Annotated in this window: 18 protein-coding genes; 3 read left to right on the top strand and 15 right to left on the bottom strand. The window is 59.4% G+C overall.

Annotated elements, in window-relative coordinates:
* Positions 1-16 precede the first annotated feature (16 nt).
* A complete protein-coding gene (locus tag N645_RS0107675) occupies positions 17-1,066 on the bottom strand; it encodes a hypothetical protein (RefSeq protein WP_024460924.1) in 1,050 nt (349 codons plus the stop codon).
* A 626-nt stretch (positions 1,067-1,692) separates the two neighbouring features.
* Here N645_RS0107675 and N645_RS0107670 point away from each other — a divergent pair.
* Complete coding sequence (locus tag N645_RS0107670) at positions 1,693-2,157, top strand: nuclear transport factor 2 family protein (protein WP_024460923.1); 465 nt, start codon at positions 1,693-1,695, stop codon at positions 2,155-2,157.
* On the top strand, positions 2,097-3,134 hold the full coding sequence (locus N645_RS0107665; protein ID WP_081665966.1) for a Gfo/Idh/MocA family protein: 1,038 nt from the start codon (positions 2,097-2,099) through the stop codon (positions 3,132-3,134). The genes N645_RS0107670 and N645_RS0107665 overlap by 61 nt, the downstream gene beginning before the upstream one ends.
* Here N645_RS0107665 and pelA read toward each other — a convergent pair.
* The 10 genes from pelA to dksA form a co-directional block, all read right to left on the bottom strand.
* The gene (gene pelA / locus N645_RS0107660) at positions 3,131-4,330 is read right to left on the bottom strand and encodes a pectate lyase (RefSeq protein ID WP_024460921.1); all 1,200 of its coding nucleotides are present in this window, start codon (positions 4,328-4,330) and stop codon (positions 3,131-3,133) included. The two genes, N645_RS0107665 and pelA, sit on opposite strands and share 4 nt — an antisense overlap.
* A 114-nt stretch (positions 4,331-4,444) precedes the next feature.
* A complete protein-coding gene (gene panB / locus N645_RS0107655; RefSeq protein WP_024460920.1) occupies positions 4,445-5,269 on the bottom strand; it encodes a 3-methyl-2-oxobutanoate hydroxymethyltransferase in 825 nt (274 codons plus the stop codon).
* A 19-nt stretch (positions 5,270-5,288) separates the two neighbouring features.
* Complete coding sequence (locus N645_RS0107650) at positions 5,289-5,963, bottom strand: deoxynucleoside kinase (RefSeq protein WP_036160590.1); 675 nt, start codon at positions 5,961-5,963, stop codon at positions 5,289-5,291.
* A gap of 12 nt (positions 5,964-5,975) precedes the next feature.
* The gene (folK, locus tag N645_RS0107645; protein ID WP_024460918.1) at positions 5,976-6,476 is read right to left on the bottom strand and encodes a 2-amino-4-hydroxy-6-hydroxymethyldihydropteridine diphosphokinase; all 501 of its coding nucleotides are present in this window, start codon (positions 6,474-6,476) and stop codon (positions 5,976-5,978) included.
* Positions 6,477-6,478: 2 nt separating this feature from the next.
* The gene (pcnB, locus tag N645_RS0107640; RefSeq protein ID WP_024460917.1) at positions 6,479-7,822 is read right to left on the bottom strand and encodes a polynucleotide adenylyltransferase PcnB; all 1,344 of its coding nucleotides are present in this window, start codon (positions 7,820-7,822) and stop codon (positions 6,479-6,481) included.
* Between the two features lie 874 nt (positions 7,823-8,696).
* Positions 8,697-10,100: a sigma-54 dependent transcriptional regulator gene (locus tag N645_RS0107635; protein WP_024460916.1), complete on the bottom strand. Its 1,404-nt coding sequence runs from the start codon at positions 10,098-10,100 to the stop codon at positions 8,697-8,699.
* A gap of 94 nt (positions 10,101-10,194) precedes the next feature.
* A complete protein-coding gene (locus N645_RS0107630) occupies positions 10,195-13,161 on the bottom strand; it encodes an ATP-binding protein (RefSeq protein WP_024460915.1) in 2,967 nt (988 codons plus the stop codon).
* Positions 13,151-13,330 (bottom strand): hypothetical protein, encoded by a 180-nt coding sequence (locus N645_RS0107625; RefSeq protein ID WP_024460914.1) that lies wholly within the window; start codon positions 13,328-13,330, stop codon positions 13,151-13,153. The genes N645_RS0107630 and N645_RS0107625 overlap by 11 nt, the downstream gene beginning before the upstream one ends.
* The gene (gene gluQRS / locus N645_RS0107620; RefSeq protein WP_024460913.1) at positions 13,323-14,330 is read right to left on the bottom strand and encodes a tRNA glutamyl-Q(34) synthetase GluQRS; all 1,008 of its coding nucleotides are present in this window, start codon (positions 14,328-14,330) and stop codon (positions 13,323-13,325) included. The genes N645_RS0107625 and gluQRS overlap by 8 nt, the downstream gene beginning before the upstream one ends.
* Positions 14,331-14,378: 48 nt before the next feature.
* Positions 14,379-14,822, bottom strand: coding sequence for an RNA polymerase-binding protein DksA (dksA, locus tag N645_RS0107615; protein WP_024460912.1), 444 nt, complete (start codon positions 14,820-14,822; stop codon positions 14,379-14,381).
* Between the two features lie 252 nt (positions 14,823-15,074).
* Here dksA and sfsA point away from each other — a divergent pair, with 252 nt between their 5' ends.
* Positions 15,075-15,809: a DNA/RNA nuclease SfsA gene (gene sfsA / locus N645_RS0107605; protein ID WP_051174352.1), complete on the top strand. Its 735-nt coding sequence runs from the start codon at positions 15,075-15,077 to the stop codon at positions 15,807-15,809.
* A 13-nt stretch (positions 15,810-15,822) separates the two neighbouring features.
* Here sfsA and N645_RS0107600 read toward each other — a convergent pair whose 3' ends face one another.
* From N645_RS0107600 to N645_RS0107580, 4 genes are all read right to left on the bottom strand, one after another.
* Entirely contained in the window at positions 15,823-16,869 is a 1,047-nt protein-coding gene (locus N645_RS0107600; protein ID WP_024460910.1) for a S1C family serine protease, read from the bottom strand.
* Positions 16,870-16,890: 21 nt separating this feature from the next.
* The gene (gene htpX, locus N645_RS0107595) at positions 16,891-17,781 is read right to left on the bottom strand and encodes a protease HtpX (RefSeq protein ID WP_024460909.1); all 891 of its coding nucleotides are present in this window, start codon (positions 17,779-17,781) and stop codon (positions 16,891-16,893) included.
* A gap of 401 nt (positions 17,782-18,182) precedes the next feature.
* Complete coding sequence (locus tag N645_RS0107585) at positions 18,183-18,953, bottom strand: cyclic nucleotide-binding domain-containing protein (protein ID WP_024460907.1); 771 nt, start codon at positions 18,951-18,953, stop codon at positions 18,183-18,185.
* A gap of 45 nt (positions 18,954-18,998) precedes the next feature.
* Entirely contained in the window at positions 18,999-19,277 is a 279-nt protein-coding gene (locus N645_RS0107580; protein ID WP_024460906.1) for a TfoX/Sxy family protein, read from the bottom strand.
* Positions 19,278-19,498 lie beyond the last annotated feature (221 nt).

Below are 19,498 nucleotides of genomic sequence, written 5' to 3'. Positions count from 1 at the left end.
TTGATTAGGCATATATTTACTTTTCGTCTTTGGAGCTGTCCTCTAGCTTGGAGGTGTCCAGTCGGGGCATTTCAAGCTTTAGGGAATCCACAACTTTCTCAGCTTTGTTTTTCTTTAGTCTATCTAACACCAAGTCCCAAATTTTTTGCCTGGTTTGTAAGTCGATAAGACCATCAAAGCCAAGCTTTTGATTACCAAAAAGCATTGAATAAGCTGCAACAGTGTAAGTCATCCATCCATCAATGCTGCCCGCCGTAGCTCCAATGGCGTTCCAGATATCGCCAGGAGAGTGAAACTGTGCTTTAGTTGTGATTGAAAGTTTGTTGTCATCAATGTAACGGTTATATGTGTCGTCAAAGTTTTCTAGGTTGTCAAAATTTTCAACCTCTTTCCCTATTACCTCTATTTCGTTAAGTAGGGTAAGAACTGCAGAAACACTATAATTCTTAATTCTATCTTTGGATCTAATTTTTGATGAAAGGTAAAGATGATTGTCCTTAACAAACGCCGGGTAAAGTGAATGGTGGACCGCTTGCCAATGTTTGTCTAAACAAAATAAAGTTAAGTTAGATTGAAAACTTTGTGATAAACCATAAGGAAGTTCTTTTCGGAGTATTGATGGTCCCCAGACAACGGATCGCCTAAGGGTGAAGTCCATTTTTACTAAACGCCCCTTCATCGCGTCATAAACTACAGTTACAGGCTCGTTTTCGATGTAAGGGCGACCGATAATTCTTCCGAACCTGACAAGTTTGTCTCCAACAGTAACTACCCAATCTCCTACAGACATCTCGTAAATAAATGACTTAATCTGAGTTAAGTGGCTCGATGTTCTGTGTCTGCTGCTGCCGATCTCGTCGTGGTACCTTATAAACGACTGAGACAATTTATCTTCAGATGGATAAAACTGACCAGACTCAGGAGTGTCTTTGATGTCGAGGCAGTTTAAGTGCCCAAGGGCAATCAATCCATGTTGCGTGAAATGGTCAAAATATAAACCACCTTCTGCACGCACAACCCAATACCTTTTCTCTTCTGGCACCTTGGGTACTTCATAAATATCCATTTGGTCTCCTTTCGGGCATTAAACTGTAAGATTACAACGATCAATATATAGGGAAGAGGGAAGAATTAGCCTCGTTAAAAAGGAAAAACGGAGAAGCTTAGGAGAAAGTAGTAATTTCGGGCCAGCTCTATCAAAGAAGGCCATATTATTGCCGGAGTACATAAATTTTAGTTGATAGTTGTAGAGAGCGCTGAGGAGTTTGTACATGGCCGATCAACACGGTGTATGAATTAATTATTGGTGAAAGTGTACACCTGAAGCTGACGCTTGTAACCACTAGTGTCGAAAAAACGTCGAAAACGCAGTGATATACAGTGGTCTAATGTGGTCGCCTTATTTCGTTAAGTGACTGATTTTAAAGGCATTGTGGTTTATAGTGAGCCTATGGAGTAGGGCAGGGACGTATTCGAATCCTCTCGCTCCGACCACTATAGAATCCCGTAAGCCCCTGGTTTTCCTTGTGAATTTCAGGGGCTTTTTCGTTTATACCCCTCCCTGTTGTCGTAATTGTGCTGCTCCTGAGTCGTCCTGCCGGATCGCTTTTCTATCCACTGAAACACCCGCGTACTCCAGCACGAGTTTGCTAAACTCGGTGGCATAACAAATCAACCACCGGAGTTACCCCTATGAAAACCTGCCTTGGCGCTGCGGCGCTTGTCCTGTGTTCCACTCCTGCGTTTTCTGCTGATTGCCTGGAAGCTGACGCCCTCAAGCGGCTGGATGGTCAGTATGAAGACGCGCTGCGGGTGGGCAATCCCGAGTTTATGCGCGTTCTTCTGGCCGATGACTTTGTCTGGGTGCACAACCATGCCGTGGCGGCGGAGGATAAAGCGACGCTGGTCGGTCGATTGGGTGAAGGGCATGAAGTGCCCTTGGCCCGTCGTTCGGAGCAGGTGGCGTATCGGCGTCTGGATAACACGGCGGTGCTCAGTGGCTTTACCACGGTAGAGAAGGCGCCTCGTGAAGAAGGGGGTGAGGTGCGGGGCAACAAGTATCACTTTATGCGCACCTACGTTGCGGTGGAGGGTGAATGTCACCTGCTCTCCAATCAGACCATGAAGGTCTGGAGCACGGAAGAGGAGGTGAACTGATGCGCTATGTGGTCGTAGGTACCGGGAATATCAGCAATACTTATATCAATGCGCTGACCGAGCGGCCGGGCAGTGAGCTGGTGGGGGCGGTGTCCCGTTCCGGACGGCCGCTGTCAGCGGCGCCGGAACTGCCGGTCTGGCCTTCGATTGACGCGGTTGATGCCGATTTCGATGCGGTGATTCTGGCCACGCCCAATGGGTTGCATCACCAGGGCGCGATCGATGCGGCGGCGCGGGGCAAGCATGTGCTGACCGAGAAACCGCTGGATATCAGTATCGAGGCGATGGATCGGATGACCGACGCCTGTAACAGGGCGGGTGTGGTGCTGGCGGTCTGTTACCAGCGGCGCACCCGACCGGATAATCAGGCCATCAAGGCCTTGATGGCGCAGAGTGCCTTCGGACGAATTTACGCGGTGGATCTGGCAGCCAAGTTTTATCGGGATCAGGCCTATTACGACAGCGGCGATTATCGCGGTGGCCTGGCGCTAGATGGCGGCGGTCCCTTTATGCAACAGGCCTGTCATAACCTGGATATCTACACCTGGCTGTTCGGTTTACCCGGGCAGGTGGTCAGTATGCTGGGGACCTTTGCCCACGATATTGAGGCGGAGGATCACGGTGCGGCGCTGATGCGTCATGAGGATGGGATGATCGGTACGGTGGTGGCTTCAACTGCGGCCCGGCCCGGTTTTGCGGCGCGGATGGAGGTGCATGCTGAGCGTGGCAGTTTTACCCTGACCGACGATGTGGTAACCCAGTGGGCCGTGGATGGGGTGGATAACCCGAGCGCGCCCGGGGATCACTATCAGCACGACGGTGCCACCAGCGCAGCGGTGACGGATACCACCGCGCATCAGGCAATCATCGAGGATTTTGAAGCGGCCGTTCGTGATGGCCGTGAACCTCTGGCCGGACCGACCTCGGCCCGACTGACGACTGAGCTGATTCTGTCGATTTATCAGAACGCGGTTTAACGCGGAAAGCGACGCTTCCAGTCTTCGTATTTTTCCAGGACCTCGCTCGGGGCGGTGGTGTACCAGCCGTAGCCTTCGCGGCGCTCCATGGAAATGTCTTTGATGTCGTAATGCACTGAGTGGTCCCGGTCGCCAAACAGGGGGCGGTTGGTGCCGATTTCGGCAAAGCGGGACCAGATGGGTGGCGCGTCCGCGTCGGGTACGATTTCCCGGGTGTCACTGTCCCACCGGTAGCCGGTGATCACGTTGTTTTCATACCACGCCATGGCGGAGTGAATGGCGTGTTGTATCTCGGCGGAGGGATCGTTCAGATCCATCATGAAATCCAGCAATGAGACGCTCTCGGCGGTGGCCAGGGCGACCATTTCATAGGCGCGGGCTTTCATGGGCTCCAGTGTTCTGGGGGCATGCTGTCCGCCCCACAGGGTGGGCTTGCCATTCACCACCACCTGCGTGGCCAGTGCGGCGTCCAGGGCCCGGTCGAGGGCGGCGGCGGATTCGGCCCGCAGGTCGTTCGGGGCCTGCGCGAACGGCGCTTTGCCCAGGCTGACCCGGTGCAGCGCGGTCATATTGTTTTCCATCACCTGATCGTTGTAGGTGATGTAGTCATGGTATCCGCCGCGCAGGGGGAAGTTCTGGGGCCAGCCGCCGTTGGGGTACTGGGCTTCCAGAATCAGCTCGACGCCACGCACGTAGGCTTCCAGGTAACGCGTATCACCGGTGGCGGTGTGTGCTTTGGCCAGCAGCTCGATCTGGGTTGTGGTGGCACTGTTGTCGAAGGTGGGAATGTAGCTGAATTCATACCCGAAGTGCTCGCCGGGCTGGCGCGGGCGCTTGCTCATGTCGGTGCGTTTGGACCAGCCACCGGAGGGCGTCTGAAAAGACACCACGATGTCGGCGATTCGGCGGCCTTCGTCGGTGCTGTACCACTCAGTGGGTTGATTGGGGTCGAACCCGAAGCGGTGGGTACGGGCGGGTCGCTTGGGATTATCGAGGCCTTCGGCGGCCACTTCCCCGCGAATGAAGTCCCGATCGACTGAGCGCCAATGGTCGGAGCGGGCCCGGTAATCCTCCCAGGCGGCGTCGGAGGTGGCGATGGTGTCGGCAGGTTCCGGTTCGGCCGGTTGATTCTGGCAAGCCAACAAAAGGCTGGCGCAGCCCAGTACCGCCCACCAGGCGGGGATGCGTATGTTCATAGTGTCTCTCATTCTCACGGTCTATTTTTATGGGTGGCTCCGAGGAGCCCCGGCACCCGGGTTGATGTTGTGGTTTGGGGTGGGTGCCGGTGTTTTCGGTGTCGCGATTACAGTTTACAGAAATATATGGTCGTCGCCAGGGAATACGCCGGACTTGACGTCGGCCACGTACTTTTTCATGGCGCCGGGAATGTCGCCGGCTTCGGTCAGGAAGTTTTTGGAAAACTTCGGCGGCTGCTCGGTCAGGCCCAGAATGTCATTGATCACCAGCACTTGTGCGTCGGTGTCCCGGCCCGCGCCAATACCGATGGTCGGTATCGGGGTGTTTTGAGTGATGCGTTCGGCCAATGCCGAGGGCACACATTCCAGCACCACGAGATCGGCGCCCGCCTCGGCCAAGAGTGCGGCATCTTCGGCGATTTCATCGGCTTGGGCTGCGTCCCGCCCCTGCACCCGAAAACCGCCGAACTTGTTGACCGATTGCGGCGTGAGGCCCAGGTGGGCGCATACCGGAATACCGCACTCGGACAGGCGGCGCACGGTCTCGGTCAGCCAGCGGCCACCCTCGATTTTGATCATCTGGGCGCCGGCCTGCATCAGACGGGTGGCGTTTTTCAGGGCATCGTCCAGGGTGGCGTAGGTCATGAACGGCAGGTCGGCGATGATCAGGGATTTCTGGTTGCCTCGCGCCACCGCCTCCACGTGGTAGATCATCTGCTCCATGGTGACCGGAATGGTGCTCTGGTAGCCGAGCACGGTCATGCCCAGGGAGTCCCCCACCAGCACGGCTTCTACCCCGCATTTCTGGGCCATGGCGGCCATGGGGGCATCGTACAGGGCCACCACCACGAACTTCTCATCGGAGCCCTTGAGCTTCTGCAGGGTTTTGACGGTCACCGGCTTGTTCAGGGCGGTATCGGCGTTGGCTCCGTAAGGCATAGGGTTCTCCGTAACGGGCTTAGAGGGCGGGCGTCGGGTTGTAGTAGTGGCGCCCGCTCTTGATGGTTAACAGGGTTTCGATCAGTTGCTGGAAGTGTTCCCGGTTTCGGGCGAGATCCAGGTCCTGGGCGTTGACGATCAGCAGGGGTGAGCTGTCGTAATAGTGAAAAAACTGGGTGTAGGCCTCGTTCAGGGCCTCGATGTACTCCGGGCTGATGTGCTGCTCGCTGGCAATACCGCGCTCGCGGATGCGCTCGTTCAGGACGCGCGATGGGGCCTGAAGGTAAATCACCAGGTCGGGGCGGGGGGCATCCAGCGTGAGCCGGTCGTACACCTGCTGATAAATGGCCAATTCGTCATCGTCCAGGGTGACCTGGGCGAACAACTGATCTTTCTCGATCAGAAAATCGGCGACCCGCACCGGCTCGAACATGTCGTTCTGGCGCAGTTGCTCAAGCTGGTTGGCACGCTGGAACAGAAAGAACAGTTGAGTCTGCAGGGCGGCGGTTTTCGGGGAGCGGTAGAAGCGCTCCAGAAACGGGTTCTCTTCCGGCTGCTCAAGCAGTACGTCGTAGTTGAACAGTTGGGCCAGGTTTTTGGCCAGGGTGGTTTTCCCGACACCAATTGGCCCTTCCACGGCAATGTAGCGGGGAAGGTCGGCCTGGGAAAAATCCAGTTGTTGATCGTCAAACATCGCTGCCACGCGTTACGACTCCCGGTGTTGACTGTCAGGGTTGAACCGCTCCAGCCCCTCGTAAGGGCAGGCCTTCAATAATGACGCAAGTGAGGTGCCTGTGGGAAGGGTCAGGTGCGGGGCGATATCCGCTAAAGGGTGGAGAACAAAGGCGCGCCGGGTCATTTCCGGGTGGGGAACGGTCAGGCGCGGTGTGCTCAGGGTCTCGTCGCCGTAGAGCAACAGGTCCAGATCCAGGGTTCTCGGCCCCCAGTGTTGGCTGCGCACCCGCTGGTGGGCCTGTTCGATGCCCTGTAGGGCATCCAGCAGTGCCAGTGGTTCCAGGCGGGTATCGAGGCGGGCGACGGCGTTGAGGTAATCCGGTTGGGGCGGGCCCACCGGTTTGCTGGAATACAGTGGCGAGCGCGCCACCAGGGTGCTCTCCGGCAGCCCGGCCAACGCCTCGAAGGCGCGGCTCAGTTGCCCGAACGGATCGTCCAGGTTGCTGCCGAGGCCGATATAGCAGGGGGTCACGCTCAGTCCTGGGAACTGGGAGTCGGACTTTCCTGGCGGGGCGCGCGCCGTTTCCGGTTGCGTCGCCGACCGCTCTTGCCGCCCGGCCCCTGACGGCGGGCCTCGGCAATCATTTTCTGCTGCTCAGGTTCATCCACTTCCTGGAACCGGGTCCACCAACTGCCCGCGCCATCCAGGCGCTCGCCGGAGGCTTCGCGCAGAATCAGGAAATCGTAAGCGGCGCGGAACCGGGACTGCTCCAGCAGCTTCTGGGGGTGGCGGCGCTGTACCAGGCGGTGCTGCATGTCCCACATTTCCCGCATGGGAATCAGGAAGCGCTTGGGCAGGGCGGTGTGTCCCAGTTGTTGGCCGATGACCTCGGTGGCGGCCTGCTGATAGGCCGCTTGCGGTGGCATGTTCTTGACCAGCTCGTCGGCCCGGGCGCGCATTGGCGGCCAGAGCAGGGCGGCGTAAATGAAGGCCGGGGTCACCGGTTTGTCGGCCCGCACCCGCTTGTCGGTGTTGGCCATGGTCTCTTCGATCAGGGCCAGGCCTTGCTCGTCGCCGGCCTGCAGAGCCGCTTCGGTGCCCGGGAACAGGTGCTCGAGCAGGTGGTAATCGCGCATCAGCGTAAAGGTGGCGGTCGCCGAGCCGGCCATAAACAGCTTCAACACTTCTTCAAACAGGCGCGCCGGGGGGATGTTGCGCAGCAACTCGCCCAGCTCCAGAATCGGATCGGCGGTGCCGGGCTCTATCTTGAAGCCCAGTTTGGCGGCAAAGCGCACCGCGCGCAGCATACGCACCGGATCTTCCTTATAGCGGGTTTCCGGGTCGCCGATAATGCGCAGGGTGCGCTTCTCCAGGTCCTTCAGACCACCGGTATAGTCGTGGATGGCGAAGTCATTGAGGGTGTAGTAGAGCGCGTTGACGGTGAAATCCCGCCGCACGGCGTCGGTTTCCAGGGAGCCGTAGACATTGTCCCGCAGGAGCATGCCGTCTTCACTGCGGGACTGCTCGTGGTGGCCCCGGAAGGTGGTGACCTCAATGATCTCCCGTCCCATGCGTACGTGCACAATCTGAAAGCGCCGGCCAATGATGCGCGCTCCGCGGAACAGCCGCTTGATCTGCTCTGGAGTGGCGTCAGTGGCCACATCAAAGTCCTTGGGGTGACCACCCAGGAGCAGGTCCCGCACGCCACCGCCGACCAGGAAGGCCTGATAACCCGCTTCGTCCAGGCGTTTCATGATACGCAGGGCCGCCTGACTGATGTCCCGGCGGGAGACCTTGTGCTGGTCGCGGGGGATAACCCGGAGTTGGGGGGTGGGGCGTGAACGGGGGCGCAGTTTGTCGATAAGCCGTCTAAGCATGGGCATTGGGTTACTGTCAGTGAGTGCTTTCGCCGGCAGCCGTGCCGGACTCGAGTCTGAAAGCCGGGCAGTTTAGCACGGGCGGGGGATGGTGGAAACGTTGGGAGCCGGGAGGGGCCCGTGTTTACGGGGGCCAGAAAGCAAAACGGGAAAGCCGAAGCTTTCCCGTGGGATCGATTCGCCAAGGTTCCCTTGGCCTGCAAATCGGCGCGTCCGTGCCCTCGTATCAAGTGTGCGTGCTTGCAATCCCGCTCCAGTGTCTAGTCAGTCTTTCCGCTTTTCTTGTGTAGTTATCATTATCATTTTTTTATGGGCGTAAAGCACAAGGCTTTCGCTTCTTTTTATTGTTGTTTCGTTATTATTATTTACGTTTCTATTTTTATTGTTTCTTGTCGTTATTATGTTGCTTCCGTTTTTTATTGTTTGTTGTTGTTATTTTTGAACTTCTTCTTTTCTTATTGTCTATTGTTGTAATTATGTTCGTTTCATTTCTTATTGTTTGTTGTTGTTATTGTTGGCGTGCTTTTTATTGTTTGTTGTTGTTATGTGCCCGGATATAGAGCACGTCCCGTGCCAGAAATGTAAAGTTCAATAAAATCAATAAGTTAGTTTATTTGTATGATCTCTCGTCATCCTGATCCATTTCGAACGGTTACAGTTCCTGAGCCAGACTGTTACGTCGGTTGTGGGGGGTAACAACTCTGGTGCAGGTAACAGCCTTTGCCGGGGGTAACCCTGCGTAACGCTTATGGCGCCGAAATCGTTTTTGTGGCGCATTAGAGGTCTTTTCAGGTGTTACGGCCGTTAGACAGGCAGAGCCCTCCGGCGCTGAGGATGTGCGCCGAAGGATCGAGACAAGGAGAGGAGAAGGGGTTTACTTGGCGCCGGCGGCCTTGTTGCGGGGAATGCCGAAGCGCTGCCGACGCTCCCAGAGACACTTGCGGCTGACGCCCAATTTGCGGGCCAGCTCGGTTTCGCTCATGGTGTCTTGGTGCTCGAGCACGAAGCGCTGGAAGTAGTCTTCCAGAGAGAGATCTTCGTTCGGGTCCTGGGGCGCTTTGCCGCGCGGTTGGATGCGCTCGGGTGAGGAGCGCGTATCGTCCTCGTCATCCTCTTCAAAACGCACCAGATCCAGATCAATATCCAACAGCTCGTGGCTGATTTCCTGAGTGTCTTCGCACAGGATGACCGCGCGTTGCATGGCGTTTTCCAGCTCACGCACGTTCCCCGGCCAGGTGTAGGTGGTAATGGCTTGCACCGCCTCGGGGGACAGCTTCAGGTTGGGCTTTTCCATTTCCTGGCAATAGCGGGCCAGCAGGGCCTCGGCCAGGGTGATGATGTCTTTGCCCCGGTCGCGCAGCGGGGGCAGCTCCAGCTGCACTACGTTGATGCGGAAGTACAGGTCCTCCCGGAACTTGCCCTCCTGAGCCAGTTTGCGCAGGTCCCGGTGGGTGGCGGCCACCAGGCGGACATCCACCTTGTGGGACTCCACCGAGCCGATCGGGCGTACCTCGCCCTCCTGCAGGACCCGCAGCAGGCGCGCCTGGGCCTCCAGGGGCAGTTCGCCAATCTCATCGAGGAACAACGTGCTGCCGTCAGCCGCCGCGACCAGGCCCTCACGGGTGCTGGCGGCGCCGGTGAAAGCGCCTTTTTCGTGGCCGAACAGCTCGGATTCAATCAGGGTTTCCGGGATGGCTGCGCAGTTGACGGAAATCATGGTCTTTTCCCGGCGCGGGCTCTCTTCATGGAGGGCCCGGGCCACCAGCTCTTTACCGGTACCGGTTTCGCCGTGCACCAGCACGGTGGCCTTGGTGGGGGCCACCTTGTGAATCCGGTTGTACAGGTCGTGCATCACGTCACTGGCGCCGATCATGCCGGCAATGGCATGGCTGGCGGTGGTGGAGCTGTGTTTTTGCAGGTTGGCGGCGTTGGCCTTGCCAATGACCCGCTTGACCGCGGTGACCATCTCTTCGTGGTCGAACGGCTTGGCGATGTAGTCCACCGCGCCCATGCGCATGGAATCCACGGCCGAGCGCAGGCTGGCGTAGCTGGTCATGATCAGCACGGGCACGCTGTCGGCGAGCTTGATCAGGTCGGTCCCCGGTGCGCCGGGCAGTCTGAGGTCGCTGATGATCAGGTCAAAATCCGCGAGGGTGAACTTGCCGGTGGCCTCTTTGACCGACGGCGCTTCGCTCACCTCGTACTTGTTGCGCTCCAGCAGGCGGCGCAACGCGGTGCGGATAATGGGTTCGTCTTCAACGATCAGGATTTTGCTCATAGTGCTCACATCGCCTATGGTCTGGCAGGTTGCGAAAGGGGCCGGGCGCTGCCGTTCGCCGGGCCCCTGCAGGCCTGTTTGATGCCGGAAAATATCACTCCGGCCGCATGGAATCAATATGGCGCGGCAATTTGATGGTGAATTGTGCGCCACGTTGGTGCACGGTATCCACCGGGCTCTTGATGTCGAGCTTGCCGCCGTGATCTTCCACAATACTGTACACCATGGCCAACCCGAGCCCCGTGCCATCCCCCGGGTCCTTGGTGGTAAAGAAGGGCTCGAGAATCTGGTCCATCTTGTCCGCCGGGATGCCGCTGCCCTGGTCGGTCACGGAGAAAATGATGCTGTATTCATCTTCGCTGCTGTCCAGCATAACACGGCTGCCGGCTGGGCTGGCATCCCGGGCATTGGAGAGCAGGTTGATGAAAACCTGGATCAGGTGCTGGCTGTCGCCGGCAATAATGGCGTTTTTGGCAATATTGTTGACGTACTCCACCTGATTTTTGTCTTTCTGCAGCGACAGCAGCTGAATGGCCTCGTTGGCGCAGGCGCGCAGGTCCACCGCCTCGAATTCGCTCTTCTTGTTCTGTCCGCTGTGCGAGAAGCTCACCAGGGACTGGACGATGCGGGTCACCCGGTCGGTCTGGCTCAGGATGTGCTCGGCGGTTTCCAACACTTCCGGGGCGTCGGACTCGTAGCGCAGATTCTGGGCCAGGCTGGAAATACCGGTAATGGGGTTACCGATCTCGTGGGCCACGCCGGCGGCCAGTCGGCCCACCGAGGCCAGGCGCTCGCTGTGAATCAGCTCCTGCTCCAGCAATTGGGTCTCGGTCACGTCTTCGAGCAGGATCACCTGGTCGTACTCGCCGCTGTGGATGCTACCCTCAATATTGGCTTTGTGCAGGCTGATCCAGTGCGGACGCCCGTTCAGGTCGATCTCCTGGCGGTAGTAGTGGGGCTCGGTGCTTTCGCTGAAATCGATCAACAGGGCCCGCCAGGGCTCGGACAGGTCGTCCAGGCGCGAGCCGGTGACATCATCGCTCGGGGTCTGGGTCAGCAGCTCCATGGCCCGGTTCCACATCAGAATTTCACCATCTCGGCCCAGAGAGCACACCGCCATGGGCAGCTCCTCCAGGGTTTTCCGGTGGTAGAGCCGCAGGTTGTTCAGCTCGGCCGCCATGCCGGTCAGGTGGTCCCGGTATTGAGCCAGGCGGTTCTCGATCAGGTTGATGTCCAGAGTGTCGCGCCGCTCCGCCAGGGTGTAGGGCAGGTGGCGGTCCATGATTTCGCCGGCGACATGAATCCCCATCAGGCCGGAGAGGTTGGCCTCAATCTGGTCTCGCAGGCGGCGCAGGGCGTAGGGGCGCCGCTCGGTGATGCGCAGCCCCAGCTCGCTCAGGGCGACATCCACCTCTCGGCTGGCGGTGACCTTACCCAGGGATTTGGCCAGCCGGGTTTTGAACTCCGCCGCGCTGTGCACATCCAGGGCCTGCCGCACCGGCTGGCTGAGTTCGTCGGCGGCGCACAGCTCGGCACTGTACTGCTCTTCTTCGGTTTGCCGGGTGATGAGAGACAGCCCGACGAATATGGCGGTGTTGGCGCCGACCGACAGCAAGGCAATGGCGCTCCACTGCTCCATGCCGAGGGGCAGGACCAGGTCGGTTCCCGGCAGGGGAAGTGAGGTCAGACCGGTCAGTACCGGCAACAGCAGGCCCACCGCCCAGATCAGCGTGCCCACCGTCAAACCGCTCAGCAGGCCGCGCCGGTTCCCCTGGGGCCAGAACACGATGGCAAACATACCGGGTAGAAACTGCAGGGTTTCAATGAAGGTGAGCAGTGCCAGGTTGGTCAGGCTGTGGCGGTTGTCCAGCAACCAGTAAAAGAAATAGCCCCCGAAAAACAGGGTGGCGATCAGCACCCGGCGCAACCACAGCAGCTGCCGGTAGAGGTCATCCCGGTTGCGTAGACTCAGTGCCGGCAGAATCCAGTGGTTCATCACCATGGTGGCCAGGGCGAGCATCATCACCACCATGGCCCCGGTGGCGGCGGACAGGCCACCGATAAAGGCGAGCACGGTCAGTCCCGTGGACTCCGCGAGAATCGGTACCCCGAGGGTAAAGTACTGGGCGGGTAGCGGAACCGACAGCTCGAAGCCCGCCCACAGAATCGGGAAAATCGGCAGCGCCATCAGCAGCAGGAACAGCGGGAACGCCCAGGTAATGGTGTGCACGTTGCGGGTGAGCAGGTTCTCGGTCACACCCATATGAAAGATGTGCGGCATGGTGATGGCGGTGGCCACAAACACCAGTAGCAGAGTGTGGGCGGCGCCGTCCTGAATGGGGGCGTGGAGCAGGGCGAGGTTTTCCGGGTTCTGGGAGAGCCACTGGTCCAGGCCGCTGAACCCGTCGAACACGCCGTATACCGCGAGCAGGCCGATGGCACACAGGGCGAAGACCTTGATCAGGGACTCGAACGCCATGGCGGTGAACAGGCCGCGGTGCTGGTCGCGGCTGGAGCCGAACAGGATGGTGAACACCGCGAGCAGGGCGCAGTACGCCATGGCCATCAGGTCCTTGAAGGTAAAGCCGGTGCCCATGGCCGGCAGGCTGGGGTTACTGCTCACCGTCAGAATGTACATGGTGTCGGCAATGGCCTGAATGTTCAGCGCCATCAGCGGCAGAATGCCCAGCAGCATGCACAGGGTGGTCAGGGCGCCGACACCGTGGCTGTGATAGCGGAATACCAGCAGGTCGGCGAGGGAGTGCACCTGATGGCGCCGGGCCAGTTCCGCCAGCGGTGCCAGGGCGACCGGGGCGAACAGAAACAGGGCGCCGGTGCCCAGGTAATAGGCCAGGGCGCCGTAGCCAAACTGGAAGGCCAGATCGATGACCCCGTAAAACGCCCAGGCACTGGCAAAGATGCCCAGGGACAGAATGTAGGTCAGAGGGTGCTGGGTGACCGCGTCGGGAATCCAGCCCTTTTCAGTGATCCAGGCGATACCGAACAAAACCAGCAAGTAGCTGACGCCGATCAGCGCCACATGGCTTAACTCAAAGATCATGGGGCCTCTTCTTGCGGTTTTGAACGGCGTAGGCAATGACAATGACCAGCGCCCAGATGATGTAAGGACGGAACCAGGCACCCTCGGGATTGATGATCCAGGTGAACAGGGTGGGCGAAAAGATGTAGGCGATCAGCAGCAGCAGGATCACCAGGCGCTGATTATTCATGGGGCATCCTCTGAGCGGTATCGGAGCTGCGTGCGTCGTCTGGGTTCAAAATAGCCTCCGGAGCCCGGGCCTGCATGCCCCGGACGAGATCGTTGCGCCAGTGTTCGCGGGTCCAGTCGAGCAGGGCTTCGGGGGTGGCAGCTAACAACTCCCCGGGTGGATTCTGCCCTAAAAAGTGCAGTGCGTGCCACAGGTTCGCACCGGCCCGGTCGGGGTCGAGCGCCGGTGCGTGGTGCTGCTTGCTCAGTTTCTGATCCCGTTCATTCAGGGCGACCGGCACGTGCCCGAACGCCGGCGTCTGTCCGCCCAGCAGGGCGAAGCTGGCCACCTGACCGGCGCTGACCGGTAGTAGGTCGGCGCCGCGAATAATGTGGGTGATGCCCTGGTGAATATCATCCACCACCACTGCCAACTGATAGGCGAACAGTCCGTCCTTGCGCTTGATGATCGGATCGCCCACATCGCGGCGCAGGCTCAACGTCTGAGGCCCCTGAAACAGATCGTGCCAGGTGTAGGGATCGGCGGGTTCAGGGCAGCCCTCGGGTACGTCGTACAGTTTCAGCCGCCAGGCGTGGGGCTCGGTCGGCTCGATAACCCGGTTCCGGCAGCGGCCATCATAGACACCGCCCAGCGCATGAATATCCTTGCGGGTGCAGCGGCAGCGGTAGGCCAGGCCCTGCCTCTGCAACTCATCCAGCGTTTGGGCGTAGGCGTCGAGTCGGTCGCTCTGGTAGAGCACCTCGCCGTCCCAGTGCAGTCCATGGGCTTCGAGTGAACGCAGAATCGCGTCGTCGGCGCCGGGTTCCTCTCGGGGTGGGTCCAGATTTTCCATCCGCACCCGCCAACGGCCGCCGGCTTTCCGGGCGTGGGCATAGCTCGCCAGGGCGCTGACGAGAGAGCCGAAGTGCAGAGGGCCGGTTGGGGAGGGCGCGAACCGGCCCACATAGGGTTCGGCAGCGCCCTTGGGCGTTGAAGCATTGGCAGAGGTTGGGTACGGCATACGGCGGTTTGCCGCCGGGCTCACGCGGGCGCGAGCCCCGACCGGCGATTAACCTCCGACTTGCTTTTCCTTGATTTCATCAAGGGTTTTGCAGTCGACACACAGTGTGGCGGTCGGACGGGCTTCCAAGCGACGGATGCCGATTTCCACACCACAGGCGTGGCAGAAACCGTAATCGTCGTTCTCGATCAGCTCAAGGGTGCTGTCGATCTTTTTGATCAGCTTGCGCTCGCGGTCCCGGGTGCGCAGCTCCAGGCTGAACTCTTCTTCTTGGCTGGCGCGATCGGCCGGGTCCGGGAAGTTGGCCGCTTCGTCTTTCAGGTGGCTCATGGTGCGGTCGACTTCTTCCATCAACTCGCGCCGCCAGGCCAGCAGCAACTGACGAAAATGTTCTTGCTGATTTTCGTTCATGTACTCCTCGCCCTTCTTCTCCTTGTAAGGGGTGAAGTTACTCATTGAATAGTTTTCCGCGGTAGATGAACTTTTCGGCATGGTTGCGCGCCTCGTATGACTTCCCATTTAACTGGCCGACAGTCATGACTGGCCGGGGTTTCACCCTTTGGGCGCCTTGGCCCTGACCGTCATTCTGCTCCTGTTCACCGGCTTTAGGGCCGTGAAATTTGAAGGGTTGGCAAGCTACCAGATATCCCGGGGCTCCGCCAGTATTTTTTTGCCTGTTTCGGCGCTTAATGACAGCCTGGTTTGAGCCCGTGGACCCTAACTGTAACAATAGCGGACTTTTCGATGAATGCGTGCTATCAGGAGGTGAAATTGAGTCAGCTTTGGCAATCCGGGACGCTGTTGCGGCGCTACAAGCGCTTTATGGCTGATGTTCGTCTCGCCGATGGCACGGAAATGACCATTCATTGCCCCAATACCGGTTCCATGCGCCACTGTGTGGTGCCGGACTCACCCTGCTGGTTTTCGGATTCCGGCAACCCCAAGCGCAAATATCGCCATACCTGGGAGGTGGCGACAGTGCCCGGTGGGCACCTGGCCGGGGTCAATACCGGTCGGGCCAATCACCTGGTGGAGGCCGCGCTGACGGCGGGTCGGATTAAGGCGCTTGCCGGCTACTCGACGGTCCGCCGCGAGGTGCCCTACGGACAGGAGCGCTCGCGCATCGACTTTCTGCTCACGGAGGATGGCAGGGCTCCGTGCTATGTGGAGGTCAAAAGTGTGACGCTGATGGAGCAGCCGGGGCAGGGGCTGTTTCCCGACGCGGTCAGCGAGCGCGGGCGCAAGCACCTGCGGGAGCTGGCAAGCATTGCCCAGCAGGGCGACCGGGCGGTGCTGCTGTTCTGCGTCCAGCACACGGGCGTGGAGTGGGTGGAACCGGCGGATGCCATCGATCCGGCGTACGGTAAGGCGCTGCGGGAGGCGGCCGCCGCTGGGGTCGAGATGCTGGCCTACCGGGCGGACATCCGACCGGATGACGCCCACATTGAGCTGGTCCACCCGGTGCCGGTTCGCTATTAGTGGTGGGAATACATTAGAGCCCGTCCGGAGCGGCGAGGGTCAGTGAGCGCCGTTCGGTTTTCCCGTCGCGCGCAAACACCAACTCCACCCGGTCGCCAGGCGCGTATTTTTCCAGTGCGGTCATCAGCTCGTCGTAGTTGCGGGTGGGGTGTTGGTCAATGGCGGTGATTATGTCGCCCAGGATAATGGTGCCCCAGCGGCTGCGCTGTGCTCCGCGCAAGCCCGCCCGGTCGGCCGGAGAGCCCGGTGCGACCCGCAGCACCGCCACCCCTTTGACGCCGGATTGCCGAGCCCACTGGTCGGGCGCGATATCGATGCCAATCACCGGTCGCACAACCCGCCCGTGTTCAATCAGTTGCGGCACTATGTCTTTCAGGGTGTTCACCGGGATGGCGAACCCGATGCCGGCGCTGGCGCCGCTCGGGCTGTAAATCATGGTGTTGACGCCGATCAGTTCGGCCTGAGAGTTCAGCAGCGGGCCGCCGGAGTTGCCGGGGTTGATGGCGGCATCGGTCTGGATCACGTTGCGGATTTTGCGCTGGTTGGGGGCTTCGATTTCCCGCCCCAGAGCGCTGACCACGCCGGTGGTCAGTGTGGCGTCCAGGCCAAAAGGGTTGCCGATGGCGAGCACCTTGCGCCCCACCATGAGCTCGCTGGAGTCGCCCCGACGCAGGGGCTGGAGCTTTTTGTCCGGGGCGTTGATTTTCAGGACGGCGAGGTCTTTTTCGGGGGCCAGGCCCACGACCTCGGCGGGCCAGATGCTCTGGTCCTGCAGGGTAATGACAACTTTGCGGGCGTTCTCGATGACGTGGAAGTTGGTCACGATATAGCCGCGCTCATCCCAGACAAAACCGGTGCCGGCGCCACGGGGCACGGTCAGCAGGTCGAAGGAGCGCGGGTCCCGCACGACCTGCTGGTTGGTCACATAAACGACACTGGGGCTGGCGTACTCGAACACTTCGATTGTGTTGCGCTCGTCGTCGGTAGCGAACTCCTGGGCCTGCAGTGGGTTCCAGGGCAGCAACAACAGGGCGACGACGAGCAGGGTCCGAGTTCCCATGGTGAAACTCCTTTCTCTATATTAGTGGGCGTTCTGCAGCGCCGCGATGCGTTCTTCCAGTGGCGGGTGGCTGGCGAACAGTTTACCCAGGTTCTGTTTGAAGCCACCGCTGATGCCAAAGGCTTTCATACTGTCGGGCATGGGGTTCTCCACACCGGCCTGCACTTCGGCCTGCAGCCGCTGGAGCGCCCGGATCATGGCGCCGCGGCCGGCCAGCTTGGCGCCGGCGGCATCCGCCCGGTACTCCCGGTAGCGGGAGAAGGCCATCACGATCATCGAGGCGAGCACGGCGAGAATAATTTCGGTAATGAAGGTCACCACATAGAAGCCGATGCCGTGGCCGCGCTCGTTCTTGAAAATCACCCGGTCGACAGTGTGGCCAATAATCCGGGCGAAGAACATCACAAAGGTGTTCACCACGCCCTGAATCAGGGCCAAAGTGATCATGTCGCCGTTGGCGACGTGACCGATTTCGTGGGCCAGCACGGCGCGCACCTCGTCGCGATCAAAGCGCTGCATCAGGCCCTGACTGACCGCGACCAGCGACGCGTTGCGGTTCCAGCCGGTGGCGAACGCATTGGCCTGGGGCGCGGGGAAAATACCGATTTCCGGCGTCTTGATACCCGCTTCCCGCGCCAGTTGCTGCACGGTACTGACCAGCCACTGTTCATCGGCCGTGCGCGGCGTTTCAATGATCTGGGTGCCAGTGGTTTTCTTGGCAATAAACTTGGACAGAAACAGGGAAATGAACGAGCCGGCAAAACCGAAAATCGCACAAAAAATCAACAGGCTCTGCAGATCTAGGTTGCCGTTTTGTTGCAGGTAGTGGTCCACGCCCAAAAGAGACAGGGTGACGCTGGCCACCATCAGAACGGCCAGGTTGGTTAACAGAAACAAGCCAATGCGCATCAAGGCGGTGATCTCCTACAGTCAGTCGCACACAGTGCGGAGCGCTGCCGGCCCGTCCGGCAGTGCTCCGCTATTCTCCCGGTTATATAGGTGCCGGCGCAAGAAATTCAATATCGCGGATGTGTAAAGATGCGATGTGTGAGAAAACGGGGAGGGCGGAAGAAAATGGCCACCCAGAGGGTGGCCCAAGCAACCGTGATTAGCCAAAGGTCTTCAAGCCCGGAGAGGGACTTGCCTGACCTCAAAGGAGAAGATCCGGCGTGCGCGACAGAGGCTGCGCTGGGCAGCGTTTCGTACCGCCTTCTCCTCGTTGAGTGGGGAGATGCAATCACTCAACAGCTCAAATGATAATTATTACCATTATCGTTGTCAAGCGTTGTCTCGGCTTTTTGATGGTTGCCCGATCAGCCTTTCGCTTGCGAGGCCAGCAGTTGGCCGTTGAGCTGATTGATCTTGGCCGCCAGCTCTTCCACCAGGCCCAGGCAGATCTGGGGTTGCAGCTCAACCAGGTCGGCGAACTCCTCCTTGCGCACGGCCAGTACCGTGCAGTCACTCACGGCCACCACAGACGCCATGCGCTTCTGACGGGTGAACACCGCCAGCGCACCGAAAATCTCGTCCGCCTGAATCTCTCCGACCTTCACGCCATCGCGCAACGCGTGGGCTTCCCCTTCGAGCAGGGTATAGACCCGGTCGGCCTCCGCGCCCTGCTGAATGATGGTCTCTCCGGCCTGGAAGTGCATAAAGCCGGCCGAGGGCTGGAATTCCGCCCGGATTTCCTGGGCCAGGGCTGCCCGGTGAAAGGCGTTGGCACAGATCAGGTAGCGGATAAAGCGGGTGGGGTGGCGTCCAGTGATATCCACGAGGCGGTAGGGCTCCATGGTCAGGGGGCCCGTGGTCCCGTAGACGCCCTGTTCGCAATCCAGCGTCGGCAGACCGATGAGATCACCGGCGCTCAAGCGCACTACCTGTTTGCCACCAACCCGGTAATAGGCCTCGCCGTCAGTGATCAGCCACACGGTCTGATTGTCGCTCTCGGCCAACAGGTCATGGTTGGTGTTGTGGTTGACCGGAGCACCGCACGGGCTCAGCGAGGCCATCAGTTCCGCGCCGGCTTCATCGAGCTGGGCGGCGCAGTCAGTGATGGTATCCGACTGCTTATGGGGCAAATACATAGAACCTCCAGAATTGACTGCGCGCCTCGCCGGCAATGCCGGAACTCAGGCTTCGCTTAGCGTATCCTGTTCGGCCTCGATCACCAACTGTTGTTTCAGGTCCGGCGACAGGTCGTTCCAGTGAACATCCATCAGTGCACCCTGAAGCGCATAGAGCATCACTTTGGAAACATTGATGTCGCGGGCTTTGATACGACGATAGGCTTCAACGGCGCCGATTTCGCGTAGCTCGGCATAGCTGTTGATGCCAATGGCGTGCAGAATGTTTACCGTCGCCATCCCCAGGTTTTTGAGCTGGAGTAATTCACTATGACTGGCGGTCATACGGGTTACGCTCCATTCTTCATTATGATTATGGTTGTGATATTGTCCCAATGCAGTGCGTGCCATCCGGTACACAAAAGCCACTGCATGAGTCCAATAGTACCGGTTTAAACCGCGAGCGCAAAACATTTCCGCGCATTGGCGCATTTTACAGTCGTGGGGGCCAAACATTGACACAATCGGCGGATAATATCCCCGGAAATCGCCCGGCAGACGACTCG

The organism is Marinimicrobium sp. LS-A18 (assembly GCF_000463525.1).
In the GTDB taxonomy this organism is placed as follows: domain Bacteria; phylum Pseudomonadota; class Gammaproteobacteria; order Pseudomonadales; family Cellvibrionaceae; genus Marinimicrobium; species Marinimicrobium koreense.
The sequence above is the reverse complement of the archived record's forward strand: the minus strand, read 5'-3'. Positions and strand labels throughout refer to the sequence as shown.

What these genes read in the sequence shown, in the direction of transcription:
- N645_RS0107675 (WP_024460924.1), bottom strand. Translation starts at nt 1,066, where the DNA reads ATGGATATTTATGAAGTACCCAAGGTGCCAGAAGAGAAAAGGTATTGG.
- N645_RS0107670 (WP_024460923.1), top strand. Translation starts at nt 1,693, where the DNA reads ATGAAAACCTGCCTTGGCGCTGCGGCGCTTGTCCTGTGTTCCACTCCT.
- N645_RS0107665 (WP_081665966.1), top strand. Translation starts at nt 2,097, where the DNA reads ATGTCACCTGCTCTCCAATCAGACCATGAAGGTCTGGAGCACGGAAGA.
- pelA (WP_024460921.1), bottom strand. Translation starts at nt 4,330, where the DNA reads ATGAACATACGCATCCCCGCCTGGTGGGCGGTACTGGGCTGCGCCAGC.
- panB (WP_024460920.1), bottom strand. Translation starts at nt 5,269, where the DNA reads ATGCCTTACGGAGCCAACGCCGATACCGCCCTGAACAAGCCGGTGACC.
- N645_RS0107650 (WP_036160590.1), bottom strand. Translation starts at nt 5,963, where the DNA reads ATGTTTGACGATCAACAACTGGATTTTTCCCAGGCCGACCTTCCCCGC.
- pcnB (WP_024460917.1), bottom strand. Translation starts at nt 7,822, where the DNA reads ATGCTTAGACGGCTTATCGACAAACTGCGCCCCCGTTCACGCCCCACC.
- N645_RS0107635 (WP_024460916.1), bottom strand. Translation starts at nt 10,100, where the DNA reads ATGAGCAAAATCCTGATCGTTGAAGACGAACCCATTATCCGCACCGCG.
- N645_RS0107630 (WP_024460915.1), bottom strand. Translation starts at nt 13,161, where the DNA reads ATGATCTTTGAGTTAAGCCATGTGGCGCTGATCGGCGTCAGCTACTTG.
- N645_RS0107625 (WP_024460914.1), bottom strand. Translation starts at nt 13,330, where the DNA reads ATGAATAATCAGCGCCTGGTGATCCTGCTGCTGCTGATCGCCTACATC.
- gluQRS (WP_024460913.1), bottom strand. Translation starts at nt 14,330, where the DNA reads ATGCCGTACCCAACCTCTGCCAATGCTTCAACGCCCAAGGGCGCTGCC.
- dksA (WP_024460912.1), bottom strand. Translation starts at nt 14,822, where the DNA reads ATGCCGAAAAGTTCATCTACCGCGGAAAACTATTCAATGAGTAACTTC.
- sfsA (WP_051174352.1), top strand. Translation starts at nt 15,075, where the DNA reads ATGAATGCGTGCTATCAGGAGGTGAAATTGAGTCAGCTTTGGCAATCC.
- N645_RS0107600 (WP_024460910.1), bottom strand. Translation starts at nt 16,869, where the DNA reads ATGGGAACTCGGACCCTGCTCGTCGTCGCCCTGTTGTTGCTGCCCTGG.
- N645_RS0107585 (WP_024460907.1), bottom strand. Translation starts at nt 18,953, where the DNA reads ATGTATTTGCCCCATAAGCAGTCGGATACCATCACTGACTGCGCCGCC.
- N645_RS0107580 (WP_024460906.1), bottom strand. Translation starts at nt 19,277, where the DNA reads ATGACCGCCAGTCATAGTGAATTACTCCAGCTCAAAAACCTGGGGATG.